18 protein-coding genes and 1 pseudogene are annotated in these 20,580 nt (G+C 60.5%); 7 read left to right on the top strand and 12 right to left on the bottom strand.

Going from position 1 to position 20,580, the window contains the following annotated elements; translation table 11 throughout:
• Window positions 1-9: 9 nt before the first annotated feature.
• Genes VNV36_RS17185 through VNV36_RS17140 form a run of 10 tightly spaced genes read right to left on the bottom strand, consistent with a single transcriptional unit; the run spans window position 10 to window position 11,000 of the window.
• Window positions 10-1,146, bottom strand: a complete 1,137-nt coding sequence (locus VNV36_RS17185; RefSeq protein WP_325718795.1) for a glycosyltransferase — start codon at window positions 1,144-1,146, stop codon at window positions 10-12.
• Entirely contained in the window at window positions 1,139-2,107 is a 969-nt protein-coding gene (locus VNV36_RS17180) for a glycosyltransferase (RefSeq protein WP_325718794.1), read from the bottom strand. The genes VNV36_RS17185 and VNV36_RS17180 overlap by 8 nt, the downstream gene beginning before the upstream one ends.
• Window positions 2,104-3,471 (bottom strand): O-antigen ligase family protein, encoded by a 1,368-nt coding sequence (locus tag VNV36_RS17175; RefSeq protein WP_325718793.1) that lies wholly within the window; start codon window positions 3,469-3,471, stop codon window positions 2,104-2,106. Before VNV36_RS17175 ends, VNV36_RS17180 begins: the two co-directional genes overlap by 4 nt.
• Complete coding sequence (locus tag VNV36_RS17170) at window positions 3,468-4,559, bottom strand: glycosyltransferase family 4 protein (protein ID WP_325718792.1); 1,092 nt, start codon at window positions 4,557-4,559, stop codon at window positions 3,468-3,470. The genes VNV36_RS17175 and VNV36_RS17170 overlap by 4 nt, the downstream gene beginning before the upstream one ends.
• Window positions 4,556-6,148, bottom strand: a complete 1,593-nt coding sequence (locus VNV36_RS17165) for a GumC family protein (protein WP_325718791.1) — start codon at window positions 6,146-6,148, stop codon at window positions 4,556-4,558. Before VNV36_RS17165 ends, VNV36_RS17170 begins: the two co-directional genes overlap by 4 nt.
• A gap of 16 nt (window positions 6,149-6,164) precedes the next feature.
• A complete protein-coding gene (locus VNV36_RS17160) occupies window positions 6,165-7,187 on the bottom strand; it encodes a polysaccharide biosynthesis/export family protein (RefSeq protein WP_325718790.1) in 1,023 nt (340 codons plus the stop codon).
• Between the two features lie 21 nt (window positions 7,188-7,208).
• Complete coding sequence (locus VNV36_RS17155; RefSeq protein WP_325718789.1) at window positions 7,209-7,856, bottom strand: CpsD/CapB family tyrosine-protein kinase; 648 nt, start codon at window positions 7,854-7,856, stop codon at window positions 7,209-7,211.
• A complete protein-coding gene (locus VNV36_RS17150; protein WP_325718788.1) occupies window positions 7,856-8,602 on the bottom strand; it encodes a sugar transferase in 747 nt (248 codons plus the stop codon). Before VNV36_RS17150 ends, VNV36_RS17155 begins: the two co-directional genes overlap by 1 nt.
• A gap of 14 nt (window positions 8,603-8,616) precedes the next feature.
• A complete protein-coding gene (locus VNV36_RS17145) occupies window positions 8,617-9,651 on the bottom strand; it encodes an NAD-dependent epimerase (RefSeq protein WP_325718787.1) in 1,035 nt (344 codons plus the stop codon).
• On the bottom strand, window positions 9,648-11,000 hold the full coding sequence (locus tag VNV36_RS17140) for a UDP-glucose dehydrogenase family protein (RefSeq protein WP_325718786.1): 1,353 nt from the start codon (window positions 10,998-11,000) through the stop codon (window positions 9,648-9,650). The genes VNV36_RS17145 and VNV36_RS17140 overlap by 4 nt, the downstream gene beginning before the upstream one ends.
• A gap of 389 nt (window positions 11,001-11,389) precedes the next feature.
• Here VNV36_RS17140 and VNV36_RS17135 point away from each other — a divergent pair, with 389 nt between their 5' ends.
• The 7 genes from VNV36_RS17135 (at window position 11,390) to VNV36_RS17105 (ending at window position 18,741) form a co-directional block, all read left to right on the top strand.
• Window positions 11,390-13,087, top strand: a complete 1,698-nt coding sequence (locus VNV36_RS17135; protein WP_325718785.1) for a sulfatase-like hydrolase/transferase — start codon at window positions 11,390-11,392, stop codon at window positions 13,085-13,087.
• A 215-nt stretch (window positions 13,088-13,302) separates the two neighbouring features.
• Window positions 13,303-13,956: an ABC transporter ATP-binding protein gene (locus VNV36_RS17130; RefSeq protein ID WP_325718784.1), complete on the top strand. Its 654-nt coding sequence runs from the start codon at window positions 13,303-13,305 to the stop codon at window positions 13,954-13,956.
• On the top strand, window positions 13,953-16,424 hold the full coding sequence (locus VNV36_RS17125; RefSeq protein ID WP_325718783.1) for an ABC transporter permease: 2,472 nt from the start codon (window positions 13,953-13,955) through the stop codon (window positions 16,422-16,424). The genes VNV36_RS17130 and VNV36_RS17125 overlap by 4 nt, the downstream gene beginning before the upstream one ends.
• A complete protein-coding gene (locus tag VNV36_RS17120; RefSeq protein ID WP_325718782.1) occupies window positions 16,414-17,481 on the top strand; it encodes a lipocalin-like domain-containing protein in 1,068 nt (355 codons plus the stop codon). Before VNV36_RS17125 ends, VNV36_RS17120 begins: the two co-directional genes overlap by 11 nt.
• A gap of 134 nt (window positions 17,482-17,615) precedes the next feature.
• Entirely contained in the window at window positions 17,616-17,858 is a 243-nt protein-coding gene (locus tag VNV36_RS17115) for a hypothetical protein (RefSeq protein WP_325718781.1), read from the top strand.
• 11 nt (window positions 17,859-17,869) lie between these two features.
• A complete protein-coding gene (locus tag VNV36_RS17110; protein WP_325718780.1) occupies window positions 17,870-18,070 on the top strand; it encodes a hypothetical protein in 201 nt (66 codons plus the stop codon).
• 86 nt (window positions 18,071-18,156) lie between these two features.
• On the top strand, window positions 18,157-18,741 hold the full coding sequence (locus tag VNV36_RS17105) for a hypothetical protein (protein WP_325718779.1): 585 nt from the start codon (window positions 18,157-18,159) through the stop codon (window positions 18,739-18,741).
• A gap of 322 nt (window positions 18,742-19,063) precedes the next feature.
• Here the strand turns inward: VNV36_RS17105 and VNV36_RS17100 are convergent, their stop codons facing one another.
• Both VNV36_RS17100 and VNV36_RS17095 read right to left on the bottom strand, forming a co-directional pair.
• The gene (locus VNV36_RS17100; protein ID WP_325718955.1) at window positions 19,064-19,891 is read right to left on the bottom strand and encodes a glycosyltransferase family 2 protein; all 828 of its coding nucleotides are present in this window, start codon (window positions 19,889-19,891) and stop codon (window positions 19,064-19,066) included.
• 122 nt (window positions 19,892-20,013) lie between these two features.
• A pseudogene (locus tag VNV36_RS17095) lies at window positions 20,014-20,580 on the bottom strand (RHS repeat domain-containing protein); the annotation flags it as partial.

The following is a 20,580-nucleotide window of genomic DNA, read 5'->3' as shown; positions in this document are numbered from 1 at the left end:
TGAGTCCTCTCAACGATTCTGGTCGGGATTCCACTGTGCGTACCGGTGCCCACGCAGGAACTGCCACAGGCCGACGCTCATGCCTGCCAGCGTTACCAGCAGGAATGCCGCGAGGCGGAACGGTTTGGGCAAGCGGTGTTGCGCATCCAGCACGCCGGCGATGGCAACCGCGTAGCCGATCAATTGCGCGATCAGGCTCAGGCGATAGAAACCGTGTTCGTTCCACAGCCAGAAATTGCTCAACAGCAGTGGCAGCAAGAGCACCGGCGCCAGTCGACGGATCAGCTTGTGGCTGATCAGCGCGATCGAATACAGGCCGTGCTTGAAGGGATTGAGCAGTTCACGGCGTTGCGCCAGGCTCTGCAGGCCACCGACGGTGACCCGCTGGCGGCGGCGCCATTGCTTGTCCGCTTCGTCGACACCCTGATCGATCACCTGCGCCTCGGGCACGTAGACGATGCGTTTGCCGGCTACCGGGGCGCAGGTGCTGATAAAGAAATCATCGTTGACCTCGGCGGGTACGTTCTGGAACAGCTCGCGGCGCAAGGCGAGCAGGGCGCCGTCGGCGGAGACCATGCAACCGGTACGGTTCTCGACCCGGCGCAACCAGCCTTCGTAATGCCGATACAGGCTGTCGCCGATGCTCAGGCCGCCGCCGGTGATCGGGATCACCATGTGCCCGGCGCAGGCCCCGACCTGCGGATCGCTCAACGGCGCGAGCAGGTGGCCAAGGGTGTCGCGCGACCATTGGTTGTCGGCATCGGTGAACACCAGGATGTCGCCGGTACTCAGGGCGGCGCCGGCATTCAGCGTGGCGGCTTTGCCCTGACGCGGCAGATCCAGCACGGTAATACGCGGATCGAGCACTTTGTGCGCACAGGCCACGGTGTCATCGGTTGAGCCGTCGCTGGCCAGAATGATCTGCAGCGTCGCCGGTTGATAATCCTGAGCCAGCAGCGTGCGCAACTTGTGCTCGATATGCCGCGCCTCGTTGTGCGCGGCGATGACGATGCTGACGTTCAGCGGCGGTGGCGGCGTGTGCCGGCACGCCGGAAACAGCGGCGCGAGTAGGGTCAGCAGCAGCGGGTAGCCGAGATAGGCGTACGCCGGCAGTAACAGGCACAGGCAAAAAATGAATTCAGCCACGGGCAGGCCTCCTGGCGTTCCAATGACACAGACCGAGAATCAATGCCGCGCTGGCCAAGTGCAGGCGCACCCAGTGCAGGCCCCACAGTTGCAAGGTCAGGCTGACGTTATGGTGGCGGATGCTTTGCCGCACGCTGAGCAGCAGACTGGGCAGCAGGCCCAGCACCAGCAGGATCAACGCCTGCTGCGGAGAGGCGACGAGCAACGCCAGAATCGCCAGAGCATCGAGCAACCACACCAGCAGTGAGAGCAGCGGAAACCGCAGTAGACGCAGGCTCAGGCCGTGGGTGCGCAGCAGTTGCAGGTGACTGCCCTGACGCCACAGTTCCTTGCCGATCCACTCACGCCAGGTCATCTCATAACCCCAATGCAGGGCGACACTGGTGTTGACCGACAGCAAGCGTGCGCCGTGTCTGTTCAAGCGCAGGGTAAATTCCTTGTCCTCCCCGGTGCGCAGGGTTTCGTTGAAACCGCCGACAGCGTCGAACCATTCCTTGCGCATCAGCAGGTTGGCACTGGGCAGCCATTGCACGGTGCGAGTGGCGCGGGTTGACGGACGCAAAGAGCGTTGCTGCCAGGCGGCGGCGTACCATGGCGCGGCGGCAGGGGTGTGCAGGTCCAGGCCGAAAACGTCACCTTGGCCGCGCGCTGCCAGGTTGAACATCTGGCTCAGCCAGTCTTCGGGCATTTCGATATCGGCATCGATGAAGGCCAGCCATTCGCCGCTGGCAAGCGTTGCGCCACGATTGCGCAATGCGCCGATCAACAGGCCGGGCAGCACCAGAACCTGTGCGCCGAATGTGCGGGCGATGCGGGGGCCGTCGTCGGTGGAGCCGTTGTCGACCACGATCAATTCACAGTCGATGTCGGCAGCGTTCGCGGCTTTGCGCGCCGCCAGAAGGGTGCGGCCGATGTGCCGCGCCTCGTTGTACATCGGGATGACAATGCTGATCCGGCTCATGCCCTGGCCTCCGTCAGCGGTGCTTGCTCGGCTTTCAGGCGCAACACCCAGGTCAGCGCCAGCATGATCCACAGGTATTTCAGATTCGGCGCGCTGAGGAACATCAGGAACAACGTCAATGACAGAAAGCTCATCCCCAGATGGGTAACCATGCCTGCGTGCTGCCACTCGCGCCGTTGCAGCCACGTGCGTCGTGCGCGGATCAGGTTGTAGAAACCCTGCACCAGCATGCCGACAAACAGCAGGCCGGCGGGAATCCCCAGTTCGCTGAAGATCTCCAGATAAGTGTTATGCGCCCGGCGATACAGATCGCCGATCTTGCGGTTGGCGGAAAACGCCTTGGCGTAACCGGTGGTCGCGTAATGCAGCGGGAAAGTGCCGGGGCCGGAGCCGAGCAGCGGATGCTCGCGGATGATCTGGCTGCCGACGACAATGTAAGAGGCGCGACGGCCGAGGGATTCGTCCTGGGCCTTGGCCCCGGCGCTGAGAATGCTCAATGACTGAATGCGTGCCAGATAACCGGCCGGCATCGCATAGATCGCCAAGGGCAGGATGATCGCAGCGCCGAGCATGGCAAAGCCGAAATGCCGCGGACGGATGCGTGTCAGCTGCTGGCGGTAATGCCAGAGACCGATGGCCAGACTCAGCGCCAGAACCACCAGCCCTGAGCGCGACTCGGTTTTGGTCATGCCGCCGAGCAGCAACAGGCAGCAGCCAGCCCAGAACAAACGTTGCAGCAGGTTCGGGCTGCGGATCACCAGCAGCAGGCCCAGCGGCACGGCGAAAGAAATCAGCAGGGCAAAGGCATTCGGGTCTTCGAGCAGGCCGGCGGCGCGGCCCTTGTCCTGGAATCTGCTGGAAAACATCGCCATCGCGCAGGTCGTACTGACACTCAGGGTGACCAGTCGGGCGAACAGATCCAGATTCAACTCACGGCCGATCAACAGTGTGATCACGAACAGCACCAGGCCGACGCTCAGTTCACGCAGATGAGTTTGCGACATGCCCAGATTGTCGCTGGCGAAAAGGCTCAGCAGGTACAGCGCCATGAAACCGATCAGGTAGCGCCACAGGTTGCTGCGCAGGCGTTCGGACGGAATCTGATGCAGCGCCAGTTGCAGCATCACGATCACCGCCAGTGAAGCGCCGAGCAACTTGCTGCCCGACACGGCGCTGTCCTTGAAGAACCCTTCGAACGGCACCAGCGCGGCAATGCCGAGCAGACCCCAGGTCGGCTTGCGGTACAGGACGGTAAAACCGACCAGGCCAATCACTGCCCCCGGCGCCAGATACGGCCAGGGACTGGCCAGCAAACCGAGGCTCACCAGGGCGAACAGACTGACGATCGAGAGCGGGAAAATCATGCGCGTGCCTCCCGTGCCGTGTGGATGTACAGCTGCGACCAGCGTTCGGCCAGAGCCTTGAGGTCGTAGTGTTCCTGTTGTGTGCGTCTGGCGTTGTCGCGCAACTGCGCGGCCAGCTTCGGTTCGGCCAGCAAGGTGTCGAGTTGGCGGGCGAGGGCGGCGGTATCCGTCGGCGCGGCGAGCAGGCCGTTGTGGCGGTCCTGCAGCACATCGGGAATACCGCCGACCGCGAATGCCACCACCGCCACCCCGGCCTGCATCGCTTCAAGCAGAATCATCGGAGTGCCCTCGGTGCGCGAGCTGATCACCAGCGCATCGAGCTGCTGCCACCAGTCTTGCATCGCTGTCTGATAGCCCGGCAGGCGAATCCGCTGCTGCAAGCCGGCAGCGTCGATGCGCGCCTGCAACGCCTCACGTTCCGGGCCGTCACCGAGCATCACCGCGTCCAGTTGCGGATGCTGGTGACACAATGGAATCAGCGCATCGAGGAACAGATCCGGGCCTTTTTCGCTGCTCAATCGACCGACGTAACCGGCCAGCCAGCGTTGTCGATCTGCCACCGGTTGTATGACCGGCGCTGCTGGCAAACCGTTGGGAATCACCTGCAACTTCTCCGCCTGCACGCTGGCGTCAAGGTGCAGCGTGGCGATGCTTTGCGCCACGCAGACCACCTGCTTCACCGACGCCGTGCGGCACAGTTGCAGGCTCAGCCAGGTGTAGAACTTCTGCTTGCGACTGCGCGGCGTGAAGCCGTGCTGAGTGATCACCAGCGGCAGGCGCAACAGCGTTGCGCCGACCCAGCCGAACAGCAGCCCTTTGAAGTTGTGGGTGTTGAGCAAAGGTCTGTCGCCACGGCGCTGACGCAGGTGCCGCAACAGTCCGCCAAGCCCGGCACAGCCGCGAGCGTCCACCCCGGCCTCGCGAAAGCGCTCGATCAGCGCCGGCGGGGCGTCGAGAAACAGCACCTGATGCTGCCCCGGCGTCGCCAGGCAATGATCCAGCAACATGCGCTCGGCCCCATAGAAGCCGCCGCTGCTGAGCAAATGAATGATCGGCAGCGCGACGCACGGGGTAGACGCCGCGTTCAATTGCGCACCCAGTGAACCAGGCTCGGCATGGTCCAGTTCTTGTGCGGATTGCCCGGCTGTGGCGTTTCTTCGTTGAGCACCAACAACACTGGCACGCCCAGCTCATGACTGATTTGCGCCGGATGCTTGAAGCGATGGTCGAAGAACTCACGCACGTAGACGAACGCGATTGCCAGCAGCAGCCCGGTGAACAGCCCGAACGGAATGATCAGCATCGGCTTGGGAAAAGCTGCTTCGGTCGGCTCGAACGGTGGGCTCAATACCCGGGCGTTGGACAAATCGTTATCCAGCGCGCGAGTGGTGCTGCTTTCGGCAAAGCGTTGCGCATAGGTCGAAAACGCTGCGTGCAACGCGCCTATCTCGGTATCCATCTGGCGCAGCTTGCTTTGGGTCTGCTGCAACTCATGGATGCGATTTTTGAACTCGGCAATGCGCGCGGTTTTCTGCTCGATGACCTGGCCGACTACCGACAGATCGGTCGTGCGTTCCTGAATGCGGTTGTTGACCACTTTGAGGAACTGCTGGCGCGTCCGAGCAATTTGCTCGCGGGCCAGCAACATTGGCTCACTGCCGGGCTGGAATACTGCCAGGTCGTTCATGTAGCGGCTGACCTGAGTGGTCAGCGCCTCGCCCATCTGCCTGATCTCGCGGTCTTCGAACGCGATGTTGTCCACCGTAGTGGTGAAGGTGAAAGGGAAGGTGTAGTCATTGAGTTTGTTGGTGTTGGCGACGGCGAGGCTGGCTTTCAGGTAATCGAGCCAGCGCTGGCTTTGCAACAGGCGATCGCGATACAGGTTCAGTGCCTGCTCTTCGGTGTTGATCGCATTGAGGCGAAAGGTGATTTCCTCTTTCGGATCGGACGAACCGACGCTTTCCAGCAAGCTCAGTCGCGCGCCTTCCAGGCCATCGAGGCGCACCTGATATTGGTGCTTTTTGGTTTCGTAGAACGAGTGTGGCAGCTCGATCGATTGCAACGCCTGACGATCGACCAGGTAGTTTTGCAGCAACGCGGCAACGAACGTCGTGCCTTGGGCAGGATCGGGGAAGCTGTAGACGATCGAGATTACATTGGAGCCGGGCAGGGTTTCGATCTTCAGGTTGTCGATGGCGTCCTGGGTCAGGCCATCCAGTGCCGTGTCGCGCACCGGATCGGTTTCCATGCCCAGCGCATCACGCAGCGGATTGATCACGTATTCGCGCAACGGCGTGCTGACGTAACGCTTGAACGGTTCGCCGGCCAGCTTGCTGAGCATTCCGGGCGGCGGGTTGTACTGACCCTTGTCGCGCAGTTCGCTGATGGTCTGGCGAATCAGTGCCGGCGAACGGAGGATATTGCTTTCGGTTTCCATGTCCGCCAGCGATGGTGGAATGAAGGTGGCGTTGTCCTGAGTCAGCGAGGTGGTCGCGTCGCCCTGGGACAGCTTTTTCGACTGCACGATGACCTGCGCGGTGATATCGAAGCTCTGTTTGAGCAGCAATGGCAAGAGCAGGGCGATCACTGCAAAGGTCAGGAAGATGCGCTTCACCGTTTGCTTGTTGGCGAAGAAAATCCTGAAGAACTCGTGCAGGTAATTTTCTTTTGGGTTCATGTCGTTCACCTGAGAGTCAGTTGTCACTGCCTTTGTTGTCGACGCGGTAGCCGAAGCTGAAACCGACGCCCTGGAACAGCACCACATCCGCCAGTTGCCGGGCGAGTTCGCCGGCACTGGCCAGTTTGGTTTTTGGCACGTAGAGCATGTCGTCCGGCTGCAGATAGGCGATTTGAGGCGCGTCGCCGGACAAAGCCTTTTCGACGTCGTAGTTCATCGCCTGCACCTGATTGCCGTTGCGCCGCATGATCACCACCGAATCCAGCCGCGCCTTGACGTTGGTGCCGCGCGCCAGGGTCAGGGCCTCGAGCACCGACACCGGTCGACGGATGGGGTAGGAGCCTGGTTGAGCGACTTCGCCGAGCACGTAGATCTCATTGCCGGCGGTGGACTTGAGCAACACGTCGACGGTCATCCGCCCCGGCAGTTGCGCGTACTTCTGGTTGAGGAACGTTTCCAGTTGATTGACGGTCATGCCTTGCAGCGGCACGGCGCCGATTTCCGGAAAACTCGCGTAGCCGTCAGTGCCCACAGTGATCTCGCGGCTCATGCCGGTGGCCGGGTGGTTCAGCGCACTTTTCAGGTTCTGCTCGTTGCTCAACGGGCTGAGGATCTGCACCGAGAGCTGATTGCGGTTGGGCTGGAACAATTGCTTGCGCTGGTAGGCGCGCTGGATTTCCTGACGGGCCTCTTCGCTGGTCAATCCGGCAATTTTCACCGACGTGTTGGCGCCCGGCAGTTCGATGGTGCCGTCGGGCAGTACCAGTTGATTGCCGTTGAGCTGGCTGGCGGCGGTGAAATTCAAACCGATCTGGTCACCCGGTTGCACGCGGTAAGCGTCCGAGCCGCTGGTGCTGATATGGAAAATCACGTCCAGCACGTCTTTCGGGCGCAGGGTCTGCTCGACCCTTGGCATATCGGTGGCCTGGGCATTGGCCGGTGCCGCGGTGAGAATATTCACCGGCATGTTGCGGGTGTCGGAGTTGCTGGAGCAGCCTGCAAGCGGCAGCAACAGCAGGACAAGCATTCTGGCGTTCATGGCGTCATCCTTTGCGTTCGCTTACAGGTTTTTGTAAAGCCATTTGGGCATGTAGTACTTGCGCCGGTTGAACACGCTACCGACCACTTTCGCCCCGGCCTGGGTCAGGCGTTGCACAGCGGCCTGGGCGACTTCCCAGCGTGTGTCTTCGGCGCGTACGACAAACACCACGCCGTCGACCTGAGTGCTGATCACCAGGGTGTCGGCGGCCGAATACACCGCGTCGCCGTCGATCACCACGAAGCGGTACTGGCTGCCCAACTGGTCGAGCAACGGGCTCAGGCGTTCGGCGGTCAGATGTTCCAGCGTGCGGATCGGCCGGCCATTGGGCAGTACGTGGAAGGGCAGGCTCGAGACCTGCACCACGCAGTCCTGCAACAGCGGCGGGTTGTCCGGGTTGAAGAGCAGGTCGCGCAGGCCGCGCTCCTTGCCGAGGTTCATCTGTTGGGTGAGGTTGTTCGCCGATTCGCTGGCGTCGACCAGCAGCACCTGGCCGCTGCTCATTTGCGCCAGTTGACTGGCCAGCGCCAGGGCACTGGTGGTCGTGCCCGCGCCGGGGTTGGCGGCGGTCAGGAGCAGGATGCGCAGATCGAGATCCAGCACGGTCGAGGTCAGATTCGATTCGCTGGGGCTGGCGATGCTCAGGCTTTTATTGGTTGAACCGTCCATTAGCTTGCTCCGTGGCCGCTGAATACTTTGAAGGGGGTTTTCAACAGAATCTTCAGATCAAGCAGAAGGCTCTGCTCGGCGATGTAGTTGAGGTCCAACTCAACGCGCTGGTCGAAGTCGATGTTGCTGCGTCCGGAGATCTGCCACAGACCGGTCATGCCGGGGTAGATCGCCAGACGAGCGAGGTGATTGTCCTTGTAGCGATAGGCGTTGAAGGAAGTCGGGCGTGGGCCGACCAGGCGCATGTCGCCGGTGACTACGTTGATCAGGTTGGGCAGCTCATCGAGGCTGGTGCGCCGCAGAAAGCTGCCGATGCCGGTGACGCGCGGGTCCTTGTCAATCTTGAAGTCGATGGCGTCGGCGCCGTGTTTGTTCAGGTGACGCAGCGATTCTTTGAGTTCCTCGGCGTTGCAGACCATGGTGCGGAACTTGAACATGCCGAACTTGCGCCCGCGATAGCCCGTGCGTTTCTGCACGAACAGCACCGGGCCGGGGCTGGTGAACTTGATGGTCAGGGCCAGACCCAGCAGCAGCGGCGAGATCAGCAGCAGAATCATCAGCGCACCGAGGCAGGCGACCACTCGATTGGTCCGCGACAGTTGCCACGGGCGGCCACCATCGCGGCCGCTCAACCAGCCGCGACCCTGGCGATGAATCGCCGCGTCAAGGCGCATGCGATGTTCGGGGTCGACGCGCTTGTCAGGGCGCATCTGTGCAATCGACACACTTTTTTCATGTCCAGTCATGGCGTCCTCCGCATTCATTCAGCCGCAAGCGGCGCACGGGCAGTGGGGTAGTAGTCGCGGAACCAGGCGATGAAGCGGCCCAGTCCTTCATCCAGTTCTATCCGGGGCTGGAATCCGGTGGCCTGGGCCAGATCACTGGCTTCGGCGCAGGTGTTGAGTACGTCGCCCGGTTGCAGCGGCAGCAGCTCGACAATGGCTTTGCGATCGAGGTGTTTTTCCATCAGCGCGAGGTAGGTTTTCAGCGCGACCGGCTGCTGCCCGCCGATGTTGAACAGGCGCCACGGCGCCATGCTGCTGGCCGGGTCGGGCTGTTCGCGATCCCAGTGCGGATTGGCCTGCGGTGGCTGATTGATGAGGCGGGCGATGCTTTCAATGATGTCGTCGATGTAGGTGAAGTCGCGCTGATGCTCGCCGTAATTGAACAGCTTCAACGGCTCGCCGCTGCTGATCGCCCGGGCGAACTGGATCGGCGACATGTCCGGCCGACCCCACGGCCCGTACACGGTGAAAAAACGCAGGCCGGTGCACGGAATGCCGAACAGATGGCTGTAGCTGTGCGCCATCAGTTCATTGGCTTTTTTGGTCGCTGCGTACAACGACAGTGGATGGTTGACGCCGTCCTTCACCGAGTAGGGCGTGTGCTGGTTGGCTCCGTACACCGAACTCGACGAGGCGTAGATCAAGTGCTCGACCGGGTGATGCCGGCAACTTTCGAGAATGTTCAGAAAACCGTTGAGGTTGCTGTCCAGATAGGCCCGTGGATTGTCCAGCGAATAGCGCACCCCGGCCTGCGCGGCCAGGTGGATTACCACTTGCGGTTGTTCGCGGGCAAACAGCGCATCGATGGCCGAAGCGTGGGCCAGATCAACCGTGGCCAGCGCAAAGTCACCGACCTGATCCCGCACCCACTGCACGCGGTCGTGCTTGAGCTGCGGATCGTAGTAGTGGTTGAAATTGTCCAGGCCGAGCACCGAGTGCCCGTCGCGCAGCAAGCGCAGGACGCAATGGGCACCAATGAAACCGGCCGCACCGGTCACCAGAATCTTCATGGCCGCAACCCTTCGGGGGCGATGTGGCGCAGGCCGATGCCGCTGTAGTGCAGGCCGGCGGCCGCCACTTGTTCCGGGTTGTAGAGGTTGCGGCCGTCGATGATCACCTTCGAGCGGAGTTTCTCCGCCAGGAGCTCGAAATCAACCACGCGGAAGTTTTTCCACTCGGTGCAGATCACCAGCGCATCGGCGTCTTCGAGGGTGTCGTCGCGGGTCGCGCACAGGTGCAGGTCGTTGCGATAGCCGTAAATGCGCCGGCATTCGGACATGGCTTCCGGATCGTAGGCCTGCACGCTGGCGCCTTCGGCCCACAGGGCGTCCATCAGATAACGGCTGGGGGCTTCGCGCATGTCATCGGTATTCGGTTTGAACGCCAGGCCCCAGACCGCGATGGATTTGCCCGCCAGACCCTGCGGAAATTGCGCGCGCAATTTACTGAAGAGGATATGCCGCTGGCTGTCGTTGACGTCGGTGACGCTGCGCAACAGCTTCAGTGGCATGCCGTTGTGTTCAGCGGTATGCAGCAGGGCGCGCAGATCCTTGGGGAAGCACGAACCGCCGAAGCCGCAGCCGGGATAGATGAAGTGATAGCCGATGCGCGGATCGGAGCCGATACCTTTGCGCACCGCTTCGATGTCGGCGCCGAGCAGTTCGGTGAGGTTGGCCAGTTCGTTCATGAAACTGATGCGGGTGGCAAGCATCGCGTTGGCCGCGTATTTGGTCAGCTCGGCGCTGCGGTTGTCCATGAACATCAGTTTTTCGCGGTTGCGGCAGAACGGCGCGTACAGCTCGCTCATTTGCTCACGGGCGGAATCATCGCGGGTGCCTACGATGATCCGGTCCGGGCGCATGCAGTCGGCGAGAGCGCTGCCTTCCTTGAGAAATTCCGGATTCGAGACCACGCGAACCTGCAGGTCGGTTTTGCCGCGCAACAGCAGCTCGTTGTTGGCCGTAGCCAGAACCTGATCGGCAGTACCGACCGGCACGGTGGATTTGATGATCAGCGTGCGATTGGCTTCCATCAGGCCGGCAATCTGCCGGGCGACGTTAAGCACGTGGCTGAGGTCGGCGGAGCCATCCTCGTCCGCCGGAGTGCCAACGGCGATGAAAATCAGCTCGGCGTGAGTCACCGCATCGCTGGCCTGGGTACTGAACGACAGGCGGCCGGCCTTGATGTTTTCCTCAAGGGTTGCGGACAGGCCCGGCTCGCTGATCGGCGGCACGGCTTGTTGCAGTTGTTTGATCTTGTTCGGATCAATATCAATACATAAAACCCGATGGCCGACATCTGCAAGTGCAGCGGCTTGTATAAGTCCGACATAGCCTGTGCCAAATACGCTCACGTCCATCTGCGCACCTCAATAAAACCCAGAAAATTAACTGCGGAATGAGATTGTTAAAGGGGTATAGCGCAGGCTTTGAAAAACGTGTCAGCAAAATGACATGTTGCATCGGTATAACACTTAAGCATTTTTTAGCGATTGGCCATCAAGTCATTGCTGCGATTGAAGTTGTTGTTTTTTTGCAGATTTGTTCAGATTTCAGTTACGCGACAAACGGTCGAGAGCCGCGAAAATAAAGGCCTGTAGCGCTTGGTGAGCGTCAGATTAGAGTCATCGTTTTTTTGACGCTTAATCCGGCTATCAGTCAATTCTTGCGCTTTTATCGTCGGATGCTAGTGTCAGCCTCTGACCGACAGACCTTTGACTTCTCGCCTTTTCGTGCGCTCGGTATCGCTATGTTCAGATATGCCAAGGAACTGCTCTTAGTTATCTATCTGCTGCTCTTTTACGACTATTACCTGGAGCGGTTAAATGCTATCGGGTGGAGTTTTAATGCACTTGTTTTTGGCGCGATGTTTTTGGCGCTTATTCTCGCGCTATATCTGACTGCCTATATACGTCAGGCTCTCGTTCGACATGCATTCGCATTCGCGATGTTTGCTGCGGCAGTTTTTTTTGACGTCTATACCCGGGTCACTGCGGACTACCTGAGGTACAGCGATTTTGTCTCGCTGGTCTACTCCGGTGGTTTCATCCAGGAAGCGGCGTATCAGTACCGCGACGCGATCCTTCGCGCTGTGCTCAGTGGCTTGTTGTTGCTGTTCGGCATCGGACTCAGGCCGCGCCGAGCACTGGCCATACCGAACGCATTGCGCGTAGCGGCGCCCGTCGTCGGAGTGTTGATGCTCAGCGCACTGCTGTTTTTACGTGCAGGCGAGGGCGCGCGCGGCCTGCCGATCATGTACACACCGCTGGCCTACCTGAATCTGTTTGCCTACGAGGCACTGCACGACACCGTTGGCCCGCGTGAACCGGTGACACTCGCCCGGGCCGCGCCTGCGGTCGGCCACGACATCGTGCTGATCATCGACGAAAGCATCTCCGGCAATTACCTGGACATCAACGCGCCGTTCGGCGTGCACAGCAACCTCAAGCAGGCGCCTGCTGGAGTCACTGTGTTCAATTTCGGCTACGCCGCCTCCATTGCCAATTGCAGCGCCGACACCAACGTCACTTTGCGCTACGGCGGCACCCGCGCCGATTACATGCGCATCAACAGCACGCAGCCATCGATCTGGCAGTACGCGAAAAAGGCCGGCCTCGGCACGGTGTACATCGACTCCCAGCGCACCGCCGGCAACCTGCAGAACCTGATGACCACCGCCGAGAAAAACGACATCGACCGCTTTGTGCAGTTCGACCAGACCAGCGTGCGCGACCGTGACATGGCCGCAGCGGCGCAACTGATCGAATTGCTCAACGACGATCGTCCCGAGCTGATCGTGATCAACAAGGTCGGCGCGCATTTTCCGGTGCACGACAAATATCCGGACGCCTTCATGGCTTATCGGCCGACGTTGCCACGCGGGCAGTTCACCGAAGTTGCCGACACGGGCGAACGCGCCGGTTTCAACGGCCAGCCGGATGACTGGGTGCTGTATCGCAACGCGTACAAGAACACTTTGTTGTGGAATGTCGGCGAGTTCTTCGCACGGGTATTTGCCCAGGCCAATCTGAACAATGCGCTGCTGATCTACACCTCCGATCACGGTCAGGATCTGCATGAGCGCGGCAACCCCGGGCTCAATACCCATTGCGGCGGAGATCCGGTGGAAGAGGAAGGGCTGGTGCCGTTGGTGGTGATTCAGGGCAATGGTTTGCAGACGCCGGACTGGGCGGCGAATCTTTCAGCGAACAAGGATCGTTCCAGCCACTACAACATCTTCCCGACGCTGTTGCAGGTGATGGGTTACGACCTTGCCGCAATTGAAGCGGTGTATGGCAAACCGCTGAGCGTGCCGACGGCAGACGAGTTCACCTTCAACTACCGGTTCAACGCGCGGCTGGGGGCCAAGCCCGAATGGAAGCATATTGATCTGGGCAGCATTGTCATGCCGGAGCGGGCGCCGGCGAGTGTGGCTTCGGGGCAGTAGGATTTTTTTTGGATTGGAAGGGCCTCTTCGCGAGCAAGCTCGCTCCCACACGGGATTGCATTCCAAGCGAGCCCTGTGGGAGCGAGCCTGCTCGCGAACAAGAACTGCACAGGCAGTGAAACGCTCGGCTCTTGCTCAAGCGGGTTCGATCATCAGCGAACAAAAAACCCTCAGGGCCGCTATCCTAGGCCCAGGTTCACTGATCGGGTCTGCCCATGCTTGAGGTTCGCAACGTTTTCAAAAGCTATGCCACGCCCCAGGGTTTACTGCCGGTGCTGCAAGGCGTCGACCTGACGCTGGAGGCCGGTGGCAGCCTGGCGCTGATGGGGGAGTCCGGCAGTGGCAAAAGCACGCTGCTGCATCTGGTGGCCGGGCTGGACAAGGTCGACAGCGGCAGTATCCGCAGCGGTGGCCATCACCTGGAATCGATGAGCGAGGCGCAACTGGCGAACTGGCGGCGCACGGAAATCGGTCTGGTGTTTCAGCAGTTCAACCTGATCGGCAGTTTGCGCGTCGAAGACAATCTGGCCTTTCAGGCGCGCCTGGCCGGGCGTCACGAGCCGCGTTGGCAGGCGCATCTGGTGCAGCGCCTGGGTTTGGGCGATCTGCTTTCGCGTTACCCCGAGCAACTCTCTGGCGGCCAGCAACAACGGGTCGCGCTGGGCCGGGCGTTGGCGTCGCAACCGAAACTGCTCCTGGCCGATGAACCGACCGGCAGCCTCGATGAAGCGACCAGCGATGAGGTGCTGCGACTGCTCCTTGAACTGCTCGATGACACACCGACGACGCTGCTGATGGTCACCCACAGCCAGCGCGTCGCGGCGCGATTGGCGCAGCGCGTGGTGTTGTCCAACGGGCGGCTGGCGTGATGGTCTGGCGCCAGACCCTGCGCGCGTTGCTCAGCCACTGGCGGCGCCATCCCGTGCAGTTTTTCAGCGTGTTGACCGGGTTGTGGCTGGCCACCAGTTTGCTGACCGGCGTCGAGGCGCTGAACAGTCAGGCGCGCGACAGCTACGCGCGCGCCAGCCAGATGATCGGCGGCGAACCGCAAGCCAGCCTGAGCACGCCGAACGGCGCGCTGTTTTCCCAGCGCTGGTTCATTGAGTTGCGCCGTCAAGGCTGGCCGGTTTCCCCCGTGTTGCAGGGCCGGCTGACGCTCAAGGGCCACGCAGATCAGCGCCTGCAAGTGATGGGCATCGAGCCGGTGTCGCTGCCGACGGATTCTGCGGTCGCCGGGCAGGCAATGCCAATCGAGCGGGTCGTCGAGTTTTTCACTCCCCCGGGCAGCACCTGGATTTCTCCGGAAACCTTGCAGATGCTCGGCTTGCGCGAAGGTGAAACACCGCAAACCGAGGCCGGCCAAAGCCTGCCGCCGCTGCTCGCGCAGAAAGACATGGCGCCGGGCCTGTTGCTGGTGGACATCGGCGTAGCGCAAAGCCTGCTCGAACAACCCGAGCAACTGTCGCGGCTGTTACTGCCCAAAGACTTTCATCAAGACTTGCCGGCCAGTTTCAAGGAGCGCTTACAGCTCAAAAGCAGCGGCGAAGAAAACAATCTGGCGCGGCTGACCGAGAGCTTTCACCTCAATCTCGATGCCCTCGGATTTCTCTCATTTCTGGTCGGCTTGTTCATCGTCCACGCCGCCATCGGTCTCGCTCTGGAGCAGCGCCGAGGCTTGCTGCGCACATTGCGCGCCTGCGGCGTCAGTGCGCGAACGCTGATTGCTTGTCTGGTGGTCGAACTGGGTGTGCTGGCGCTGATCGGCGGACTGTTCGGTGTGCTTAGCGGCTACTGGCTGGCCAGTGTGCTGCTGCCGGACGTCGCCGCCAGCCTGCGCGGTTTATATGGCGCCGAAGTGGCGGGGCAGTTGCGGTTGAGTCCTTGGTGGTGGTTCAGCGGCATCGGTTTGAGCCTGCTCGGCGCGTTGCTGGCTGGGGCCAACAGTCTGCTGCGGGCAGCACGCCTGCCATTGCTGGCGGTGGCCGATCCGCAGGCCTGGCATCAGCAATATTCACGCTGGTTGCGCCGGCAGGGTTGGCTGGCGATGGCACTGCTGGCGATTGCGCTGGCCGCGTTGATCTGGGGTGACAGCCTGGGCAGTGGCTTCGTGCTGATGGCCGGGCTGTTGCTCGGTGCCGCGCTGGCGCTGCCGGTGATGCTCAGCGCGTTGTTGAATCCACTGCTCGGGCGCAGTCGTTCGGTGCTTGGCCAGTGGTTTCTCGCCGACTGTCGTCAGCAACTGCCGGCGCTGAGTCTGGCGCTGATGGCCTTGCTGTTGGCACTCGCGGCCAACATCGGTGCTGGCAGCATGACTGCCGGTTTTCGCCAGACCTTCAACGACTGGCTCGAACAACGCCTGAGCGCCGAGTTGTACATCAACCCCGCCAATCCGGCCCAGGCCCGCGACATGCACCGCTGGCTCCAGCAGCAGCCGAATGTGACGGCCGTGCTGCCCAACTGGCAGGTGTCGCTGACGTTGCAAGGCTGGCCGGCCGATGTCTATGGCATCGTCGATCACCCGCACTATCGCCAGCACTGGCCGCTGCTCGACAGCAGTGGCGGCGATCCATGGAGGCATCTGGCGACCGATGATGCGGTGATGCTCAGCGAACAACTGGCGCGACGCCTGCAACTGAAGGCGGGCGCGCATCTGACAATTCCCACACCAAACGGCACATGGTCGCCACGTATCGTCGGGATCTACGCCGACTACGGCAATCCCAAAGGCCACGTGCTGATCAGCAGCGAACACTTGCTGCGCGGCTGGCCGCAACTGACGCCAAACCGCTTCAATCTGCGCATTGATCCGCCACAGATTCCGGCGCTGCTCAACGCCTTGCAGGCGCGCTTCGAACTGGATGACAGCCGCATCGTCGATCAGGCGCGGCTCAAGGGCTGGTCGGTGCAAGTCTTCGAACGCACCTTTGCCGCGACGGCGGCGTTGAACAGCCTGACCCTGGCCGTGGCCGGGGTGGCGCTGTTCATCAGTCTGCTGACCCAGAGCCAGAGTCGGCTCAGTCAACTCGCACCGCTGTGGGCGCTGGGCGTGACGCGTAAACAATTGATGCTGCTCAATCTCGGCCAGACCTGGCTGCTGGCGGTGCTGACTTTGGTTTTGGCGCTGCCGCTGGGCATCGCACTGGCGTGGTGTCTGGATGCGGTGATCAATGTGCAGGCGTTCGGCTGGCGATTGCCGTTGCGGGTGTTCCCGTTGCAGCTGCTGCAACTGATGGGCCTGGCGCTGCTTGCGACCTTGCTGGCCTCGGCGTGGCCGCTGTATTCGCTGTACCGCACGCAACCGGCGGACTTGCTGAGGACGTTTGCTCATGAGGATTAAATGCGTCGTGCTGATGCTCATGTCGCTGCTGTGTGGCTGCGATCAGTCTGCGCCTGAAGAAAACGGGTTTGCCGGCATGGGCGATCAGGCGCAGTCATTCACCCCGGTAGTGCCCGGTCGGGTGTTCAGTTTCCCGGCCGATCACGGCGCGCATGATGGTTTTCGCATTGAATGGTGGTACGTCACCGCCAATCTCAAAGATCAGCAGGGCAATGATTTCGGCGTGCAATGGACGCTGTTTCGCAGTGCCCTGCAACCGACGGCCGAGCAAGCCGGGTGGGGCAATCAGACAATCTGGCTCGGCCATGCGGCGGTCACGTCGCGCTCGGTTCATCACGCAGCGGAGCGCTACGCACGGGGCGGAGTAGGGCAGGCGGGCGTGCGCCTGGCGCCGTTCGAGGCGTGGATCGACGACTGGATGTTTGCCAGTCAGGCGCAGGACCCGTTGAGCGATATGCAACTCAGTGCTCGTGACAAGAATTTCGCTTATCAACTGCGCCTGACTTCAAGCCGCCCGCTGGTGCTGCAGGGCGACAAGGGCTTCAGCCAGAAATCCGAAGAGGGCCAGGCCTCGTATTACTACAGCCAGCCGTTTTTCCAGGCCAGCGGTACATTGCAGATCGACGGCCAGACCTACACCGTCAGCGGCCCGGCATGGCTCGATCGCGAATGGAGCAGTCAACCGCTGACCGCCAATCAGACCGGTTGGGACTGGTTCTCGCTGCACCTTGACAGCGGCGAGCACGTGATGCTTTACCGCATGCGCCAGAAGGACGGCGTGCCGTACCTGACCGGCACCTGGATCGGCGCTGATGGCCAGACTCAAACCTTGCACCGCGAGCAGATCAGCCTTGCCCCGCAGGACACCGCCAAGGTTGCTGATCGCTCCATCCCGGTGAAATGGACGATCCGTATCCCCGACAAACACCTCGACATCACCCTCGAGGCAGTCAATCGCAATGCCTGGATGAACCTGCGTATTCCCTATTGGGAAGGCCCCGTGAAGATCAATGGCAGCCATCCCGGCCTAGGCTATCTGGAAATGACCGGGTATTAACGGCAGGCATGGTCTCATTGTGGGAGCGAGCCTGCCCGCGAATGCGTCAGCGCCATCACCGCTGGGCGAACTGACTGGAACTCTCACCGGCGCCCACCGCTCTACCCAGAAACCCGCCATTTCCGGACTCACCCATGAGCGACGACCAGCGCCCCCCAAACCTCGACAAGTGGCAACGCCTGTTCGACGATCAAGCCTATTGGCAGGACTCTCCCGATGCGCACTACCTTGATCTGAAGCGCATCGCCGACGATCTGTTTGGCCAAGGCGCTATCGACCTGGAGCAATGGCAGTTGCTGCGTGCCAAAGCCGACGATCTGCACAAGCACTCACCCGAGGTCAACGTCGCCCGCGAACTGGACGATCCCGAAGCCTGAGGAGCACCACCATGAACGACACCGTCAGCCAGAACGACAATCCCGATGAACCACGCCCTGCCGGCGAAACCGAGCGCGACAATGACGCTCTGCGTCCCTCCGATCCGAAGCAGCGAGAGAACAGCGGCAAAGGTACTGCGAGCGGAGAATCCACCGCACAGGAGGCCGCCAAACCACATACCCAAGGACCACAAACGCAAGTCAAGCCCTGAACAGCGTCTATGCTCACCGGCACGCCCGCCGCTGAAGTCGCTTCGGCAGCGGGCGTCGCCATTTCATCACAGGGAAAGTAATGCATATGAAGTTCGACGCACTGGCCAAGGCCATCACTCTCGCAACGCTCCTGTCTGCCACCAGTGTCGGTGCTTGGGCTGCCGACATTCCTTTATCAGTCGCCGTTGAGGCCGATTCGGTTACCACCAAAGTGCTCGCCGTCGATCCTGCCAACCATCAAGTGGTGCTGGAAGGCTCCGAAGGTCGTCAGGTCCACATCCAGCTCAGCGACAAAGCGAAAAACCTCGGCAATCTCAAGGTGGGCGATCTGGTAAAGATTGAAGTGCAGCGTTCCGTTGCCGCTTATCTCGACACCGATGTAGATAAAGGTCTGCCAGGCACCACCGAGCGCACTGGGGAGCTGCGCAAGGCCCCGGGCAGCGATAACCCTGGCGGCCAGGCCTATCGTCAGGTGCAGGTGCAACTGAAAATCAGCAAAATCGATTTGAAGACCCACCAGGTCACCCTGGAAAACCCATCCGGGCAATCGAAGACGCTTGAGGTCAAGAAGCCGGAAATCCAGGCCAAGTTGAAAGACTTGAAAGTAGGGCAGAGCGTTATTGTCACTTACACCGATATCCTCAAAGTGACCAGTCAACACGATAGTTGAGCAATAACTCTACAAGGTGATTGTTCTTGTACAACTTCAGGTATGAGAACAATCATATAAACGCTATCTGTCGGACAATTCTCGGGAAAAATCGACAAACACGGTTTTTAACTTTTCATTTCGAAAATTTCATGTTGTTGCCTGACGACATAGTCACTGGATTGAATTAAAATCTGCGGCGTTCGCCCAGTGTCAGGGCTCTTTACCGGTGCATGGATTGCCAGGCCATAACACTGGGCGAACTCCTCCGTGCCGGCAGATGTATACAAAATTTGAAAACAAAAAGGGCGACTTTAAAGTCGCCCTTTTTGTTGCGTGATCATCAAGTCGAAGCATGCATGCCGGCTTTACCTTGCTGCCCCTGAAAACGCTTTAACGTCGCCTGATACATTTTCGTCCGACGGTGATCCTTGCCGTAGGTGCCCGCCGCCGCGACGGTACCGGCCTGAATGTGATCCAGGTAGCGGAAAATCGTACGTGGCGAGAGAAACTTGACGCCGTAACCCAATTCAACCATTCGATCCTGCAAGGTGTAACCCGGTACTCGATCATCCATACAGAAGTGTAAACCTTGCGACTTCATCAAGCGTGCATTCCAAAGCGTACAGAAGCTTTTCAAATGCGTTTCTTTATAAGGCCGTGGTTGTTTCGAGTGCAACCCCAAGTGGATTTTCAGACGGCGAACATGATGCTTGCAGTAGCGTGAAGTTAGACGCCAGGTCTCACGCAGCAGCCCGCGATCAAGTTGCTCGACACAACCTACCGCTGCCATATCCGCACTTTTAGTGCACTCGCGCATCATCATCGCGAACACTTCCTTGTCATAGACGAAGGTGTCGGTGTGCAGCAGAAACAAGTAATCCGTCTCAACTTTCTCCAACGCCAGATCCAGCGCCTTGCCATGGGCAATATGCCCCGCTTCCTTGTCCGGCGACGGCCGCTCGATCAGATTGATCCAGTCCAGCGAACGCAAGTAATCAAGGCTGGCATCCGCCGAATCGTTATCCACCACCCATACCGCAATGCCCTGCGCCTGAACATGCTCGCGCAGCAGCTCCAGACACATGCGGGTGATGTCAGGGGTCTTGTAATTGACCAGAACCAGGCTGAAATTGGGTTGCGGCGGGGTGAGTAGATCAAAGGCTTTCATGTCGGAGGGACTCATCTACGGTTCGAGACGACAGGGTTGATGAGCCGGGATGCTAGCGGGGGAAGCTTAGGTGAAGCTTAATTTGCGGGTTTACTCGCAGGTGCGGGATGTCGATCTCCGTTATTGGTCAGATCGTGTGGTGTGCCGAAGTGGTCGAGTGGGTAGTAGAAGGGGCAGCTTTTAAGGGACCTTCGCCGTCGAGCATTGCCAGCGGGCGGAAGGTGTCGGGTTCGTAGATAACTGCGATAACGATTTTCTGCACTTTCCGCGATCAGGCGTTCGCCTTGTCAAAGGAATTCAGTGGTGTGGCCATCGACGGTTTCTCGATGCGGCGGCCGAAGGCGTCGTATTTGTAGGATGCGGTGCTGCCGCCTGGCAGGCTGACGCCGATCAGGCGGTGTTGGCAGTCGTAACTGTATTCCGTGACGAGCTTCTGGACGGTGCCGCGACGCTCGCGGATGAGGTTGCCGTACGCGTCATAGTCGTAGTGGCGGTCGCCCTGCATCAGCAGGCGATTGCCTTTGACGTTAGCTAGGTTCGCGACGGGTAGGTCATTTTGGCCGAGCAGGTTACCTGCCGGGTCGTGAGCGAAGCTCTCTGGCATGGCGCCGCGGACGCTGATCAGGCGATCCAGCGGGTCGTAGTGATAGCTGCGGTTGCCTTTGCGGCTGTCGTCGATGCCGGCGAGG

The organism is Pseudomonas sp., assembly GCF_035554175.1.
In the GTDB taxonomy this organism is placed as follows: Bacteria; Pseudomonadota; Gammaproteobacteria; order Pseudomonadales; family Pseudomonadaceae; genus Aquipseudomonas.
The sequence above is the reverse complement of the archived record's forward strand: the minus strand, read 5'-3'. Positions and strand labels throughout refer to the sequence as shown.

Bases quoted from the DNA above. Each gene is read 5' to 3' on its own strand.
- VNV36_RS17180 (WP_325718794.1), bottom strand. From the start codon at position 2,107: ATGAGCCGGATCAGCATTGTCATCCCGATGTACAACGAGGCGCGGCAC.
- VNV36_RS17175 (WP_325718793.1), bottom strand. From the start codon at position 3,471: ATGATTTTCCCGCTCTCGATCGTCAGTCTGTTCGCCCTGGTGAGCCTC.
- VNV36_RS17165 (WP_325718791.1), bottom strand. From the start codon at position 6,148: ATGAACCCAAAAGAAAATTACCTGCACGAGTTCTTCAGGATTTTCTTC.
- VNV36_RS17160 (WP_325718790.1), bottom strand. From the start codon at position 7,187: ATGAACGCCAGAATGCTTGTCCTGCTGTTGCTGCCGCTTGCAGGCTGC.
- VNV36_RS17155 (WP_325718789.1), bottom strand. From the start codon at position 7,856: ATGGACGGTTCAACCAATAAAAGCCTGAGCATCGCCAGCCCCAGCGAA.
- VNV36_RS17150 (WP_325718788.1), bottom strand. From the start codon at position 8,602: ATGACTGGACATGAAAAAAGTGTGTCGATTGCACAGATGCGCCCTGAC.
- VNV36_RS17145 (WP_325718787.1), bottom strand. From the start codon at position 9,651: ATGAAGATTCTGGTGACCGGTGCGGCCGGTTTCATTGGTGCCCATTGC.
- VNV36_RS17140 (WP_325718786.1), bottom strand. From the start codon at position 11,000: ATGGACGTGAGCGTATTTGGCACAGGCTATGTCGGACTTATACAAGCC.
- VNV36_RS17135 (WP_325718785.1), top strand. From the start codon at position 11,390: ATGTTCAGATATGCCAAGGAACTGCTCTTAGTTATCTATCTGCTGCTC.
- VNV36_RS17130 (WP_325718784.1), top strand. From the start codon at position 13,303: ATGCTTGAGGTTCGCAACGTTTTCAAAAGCTATGCCACGCCCCAGGGT.
- VNV36_RS17120 (WP_325718782.1), top strand. From the start codon at position 16,414: ATGAGGATTAAATGCGTCGTGCTGATGCTCATGTCGCTGCTGTGTGGC.
- VNV36_RS17115 (WP_325718781.1), top strand. From the start codon at position 17,616: ATGAGCGACGACCAGCGCCCCCCAAACCTCGACAAGTGGCAACGCCTG.
- VNV36_RS17110 (WP_325718780.1), top strand. From the start codon at position 17,870: ATGAACGACACCGTCAGCCAGAACGACAATCCCGATGAACCACGCCCT.
- VNV36_RS17105 (WP_325718779.1), top strand. From the start codon at position 18,157: ATGAAGTTCGACGCACTGGCCAAGGCCATCACTCTCGCAACGCTCCTG.
- VNV36_RS17100 (WP_325718955.1), bottom strand. From the start codon at position 19,891: ATGAAAGCCTTTGATCTACTCACCCCGCCGCAACCCAATTTCAGCCTG.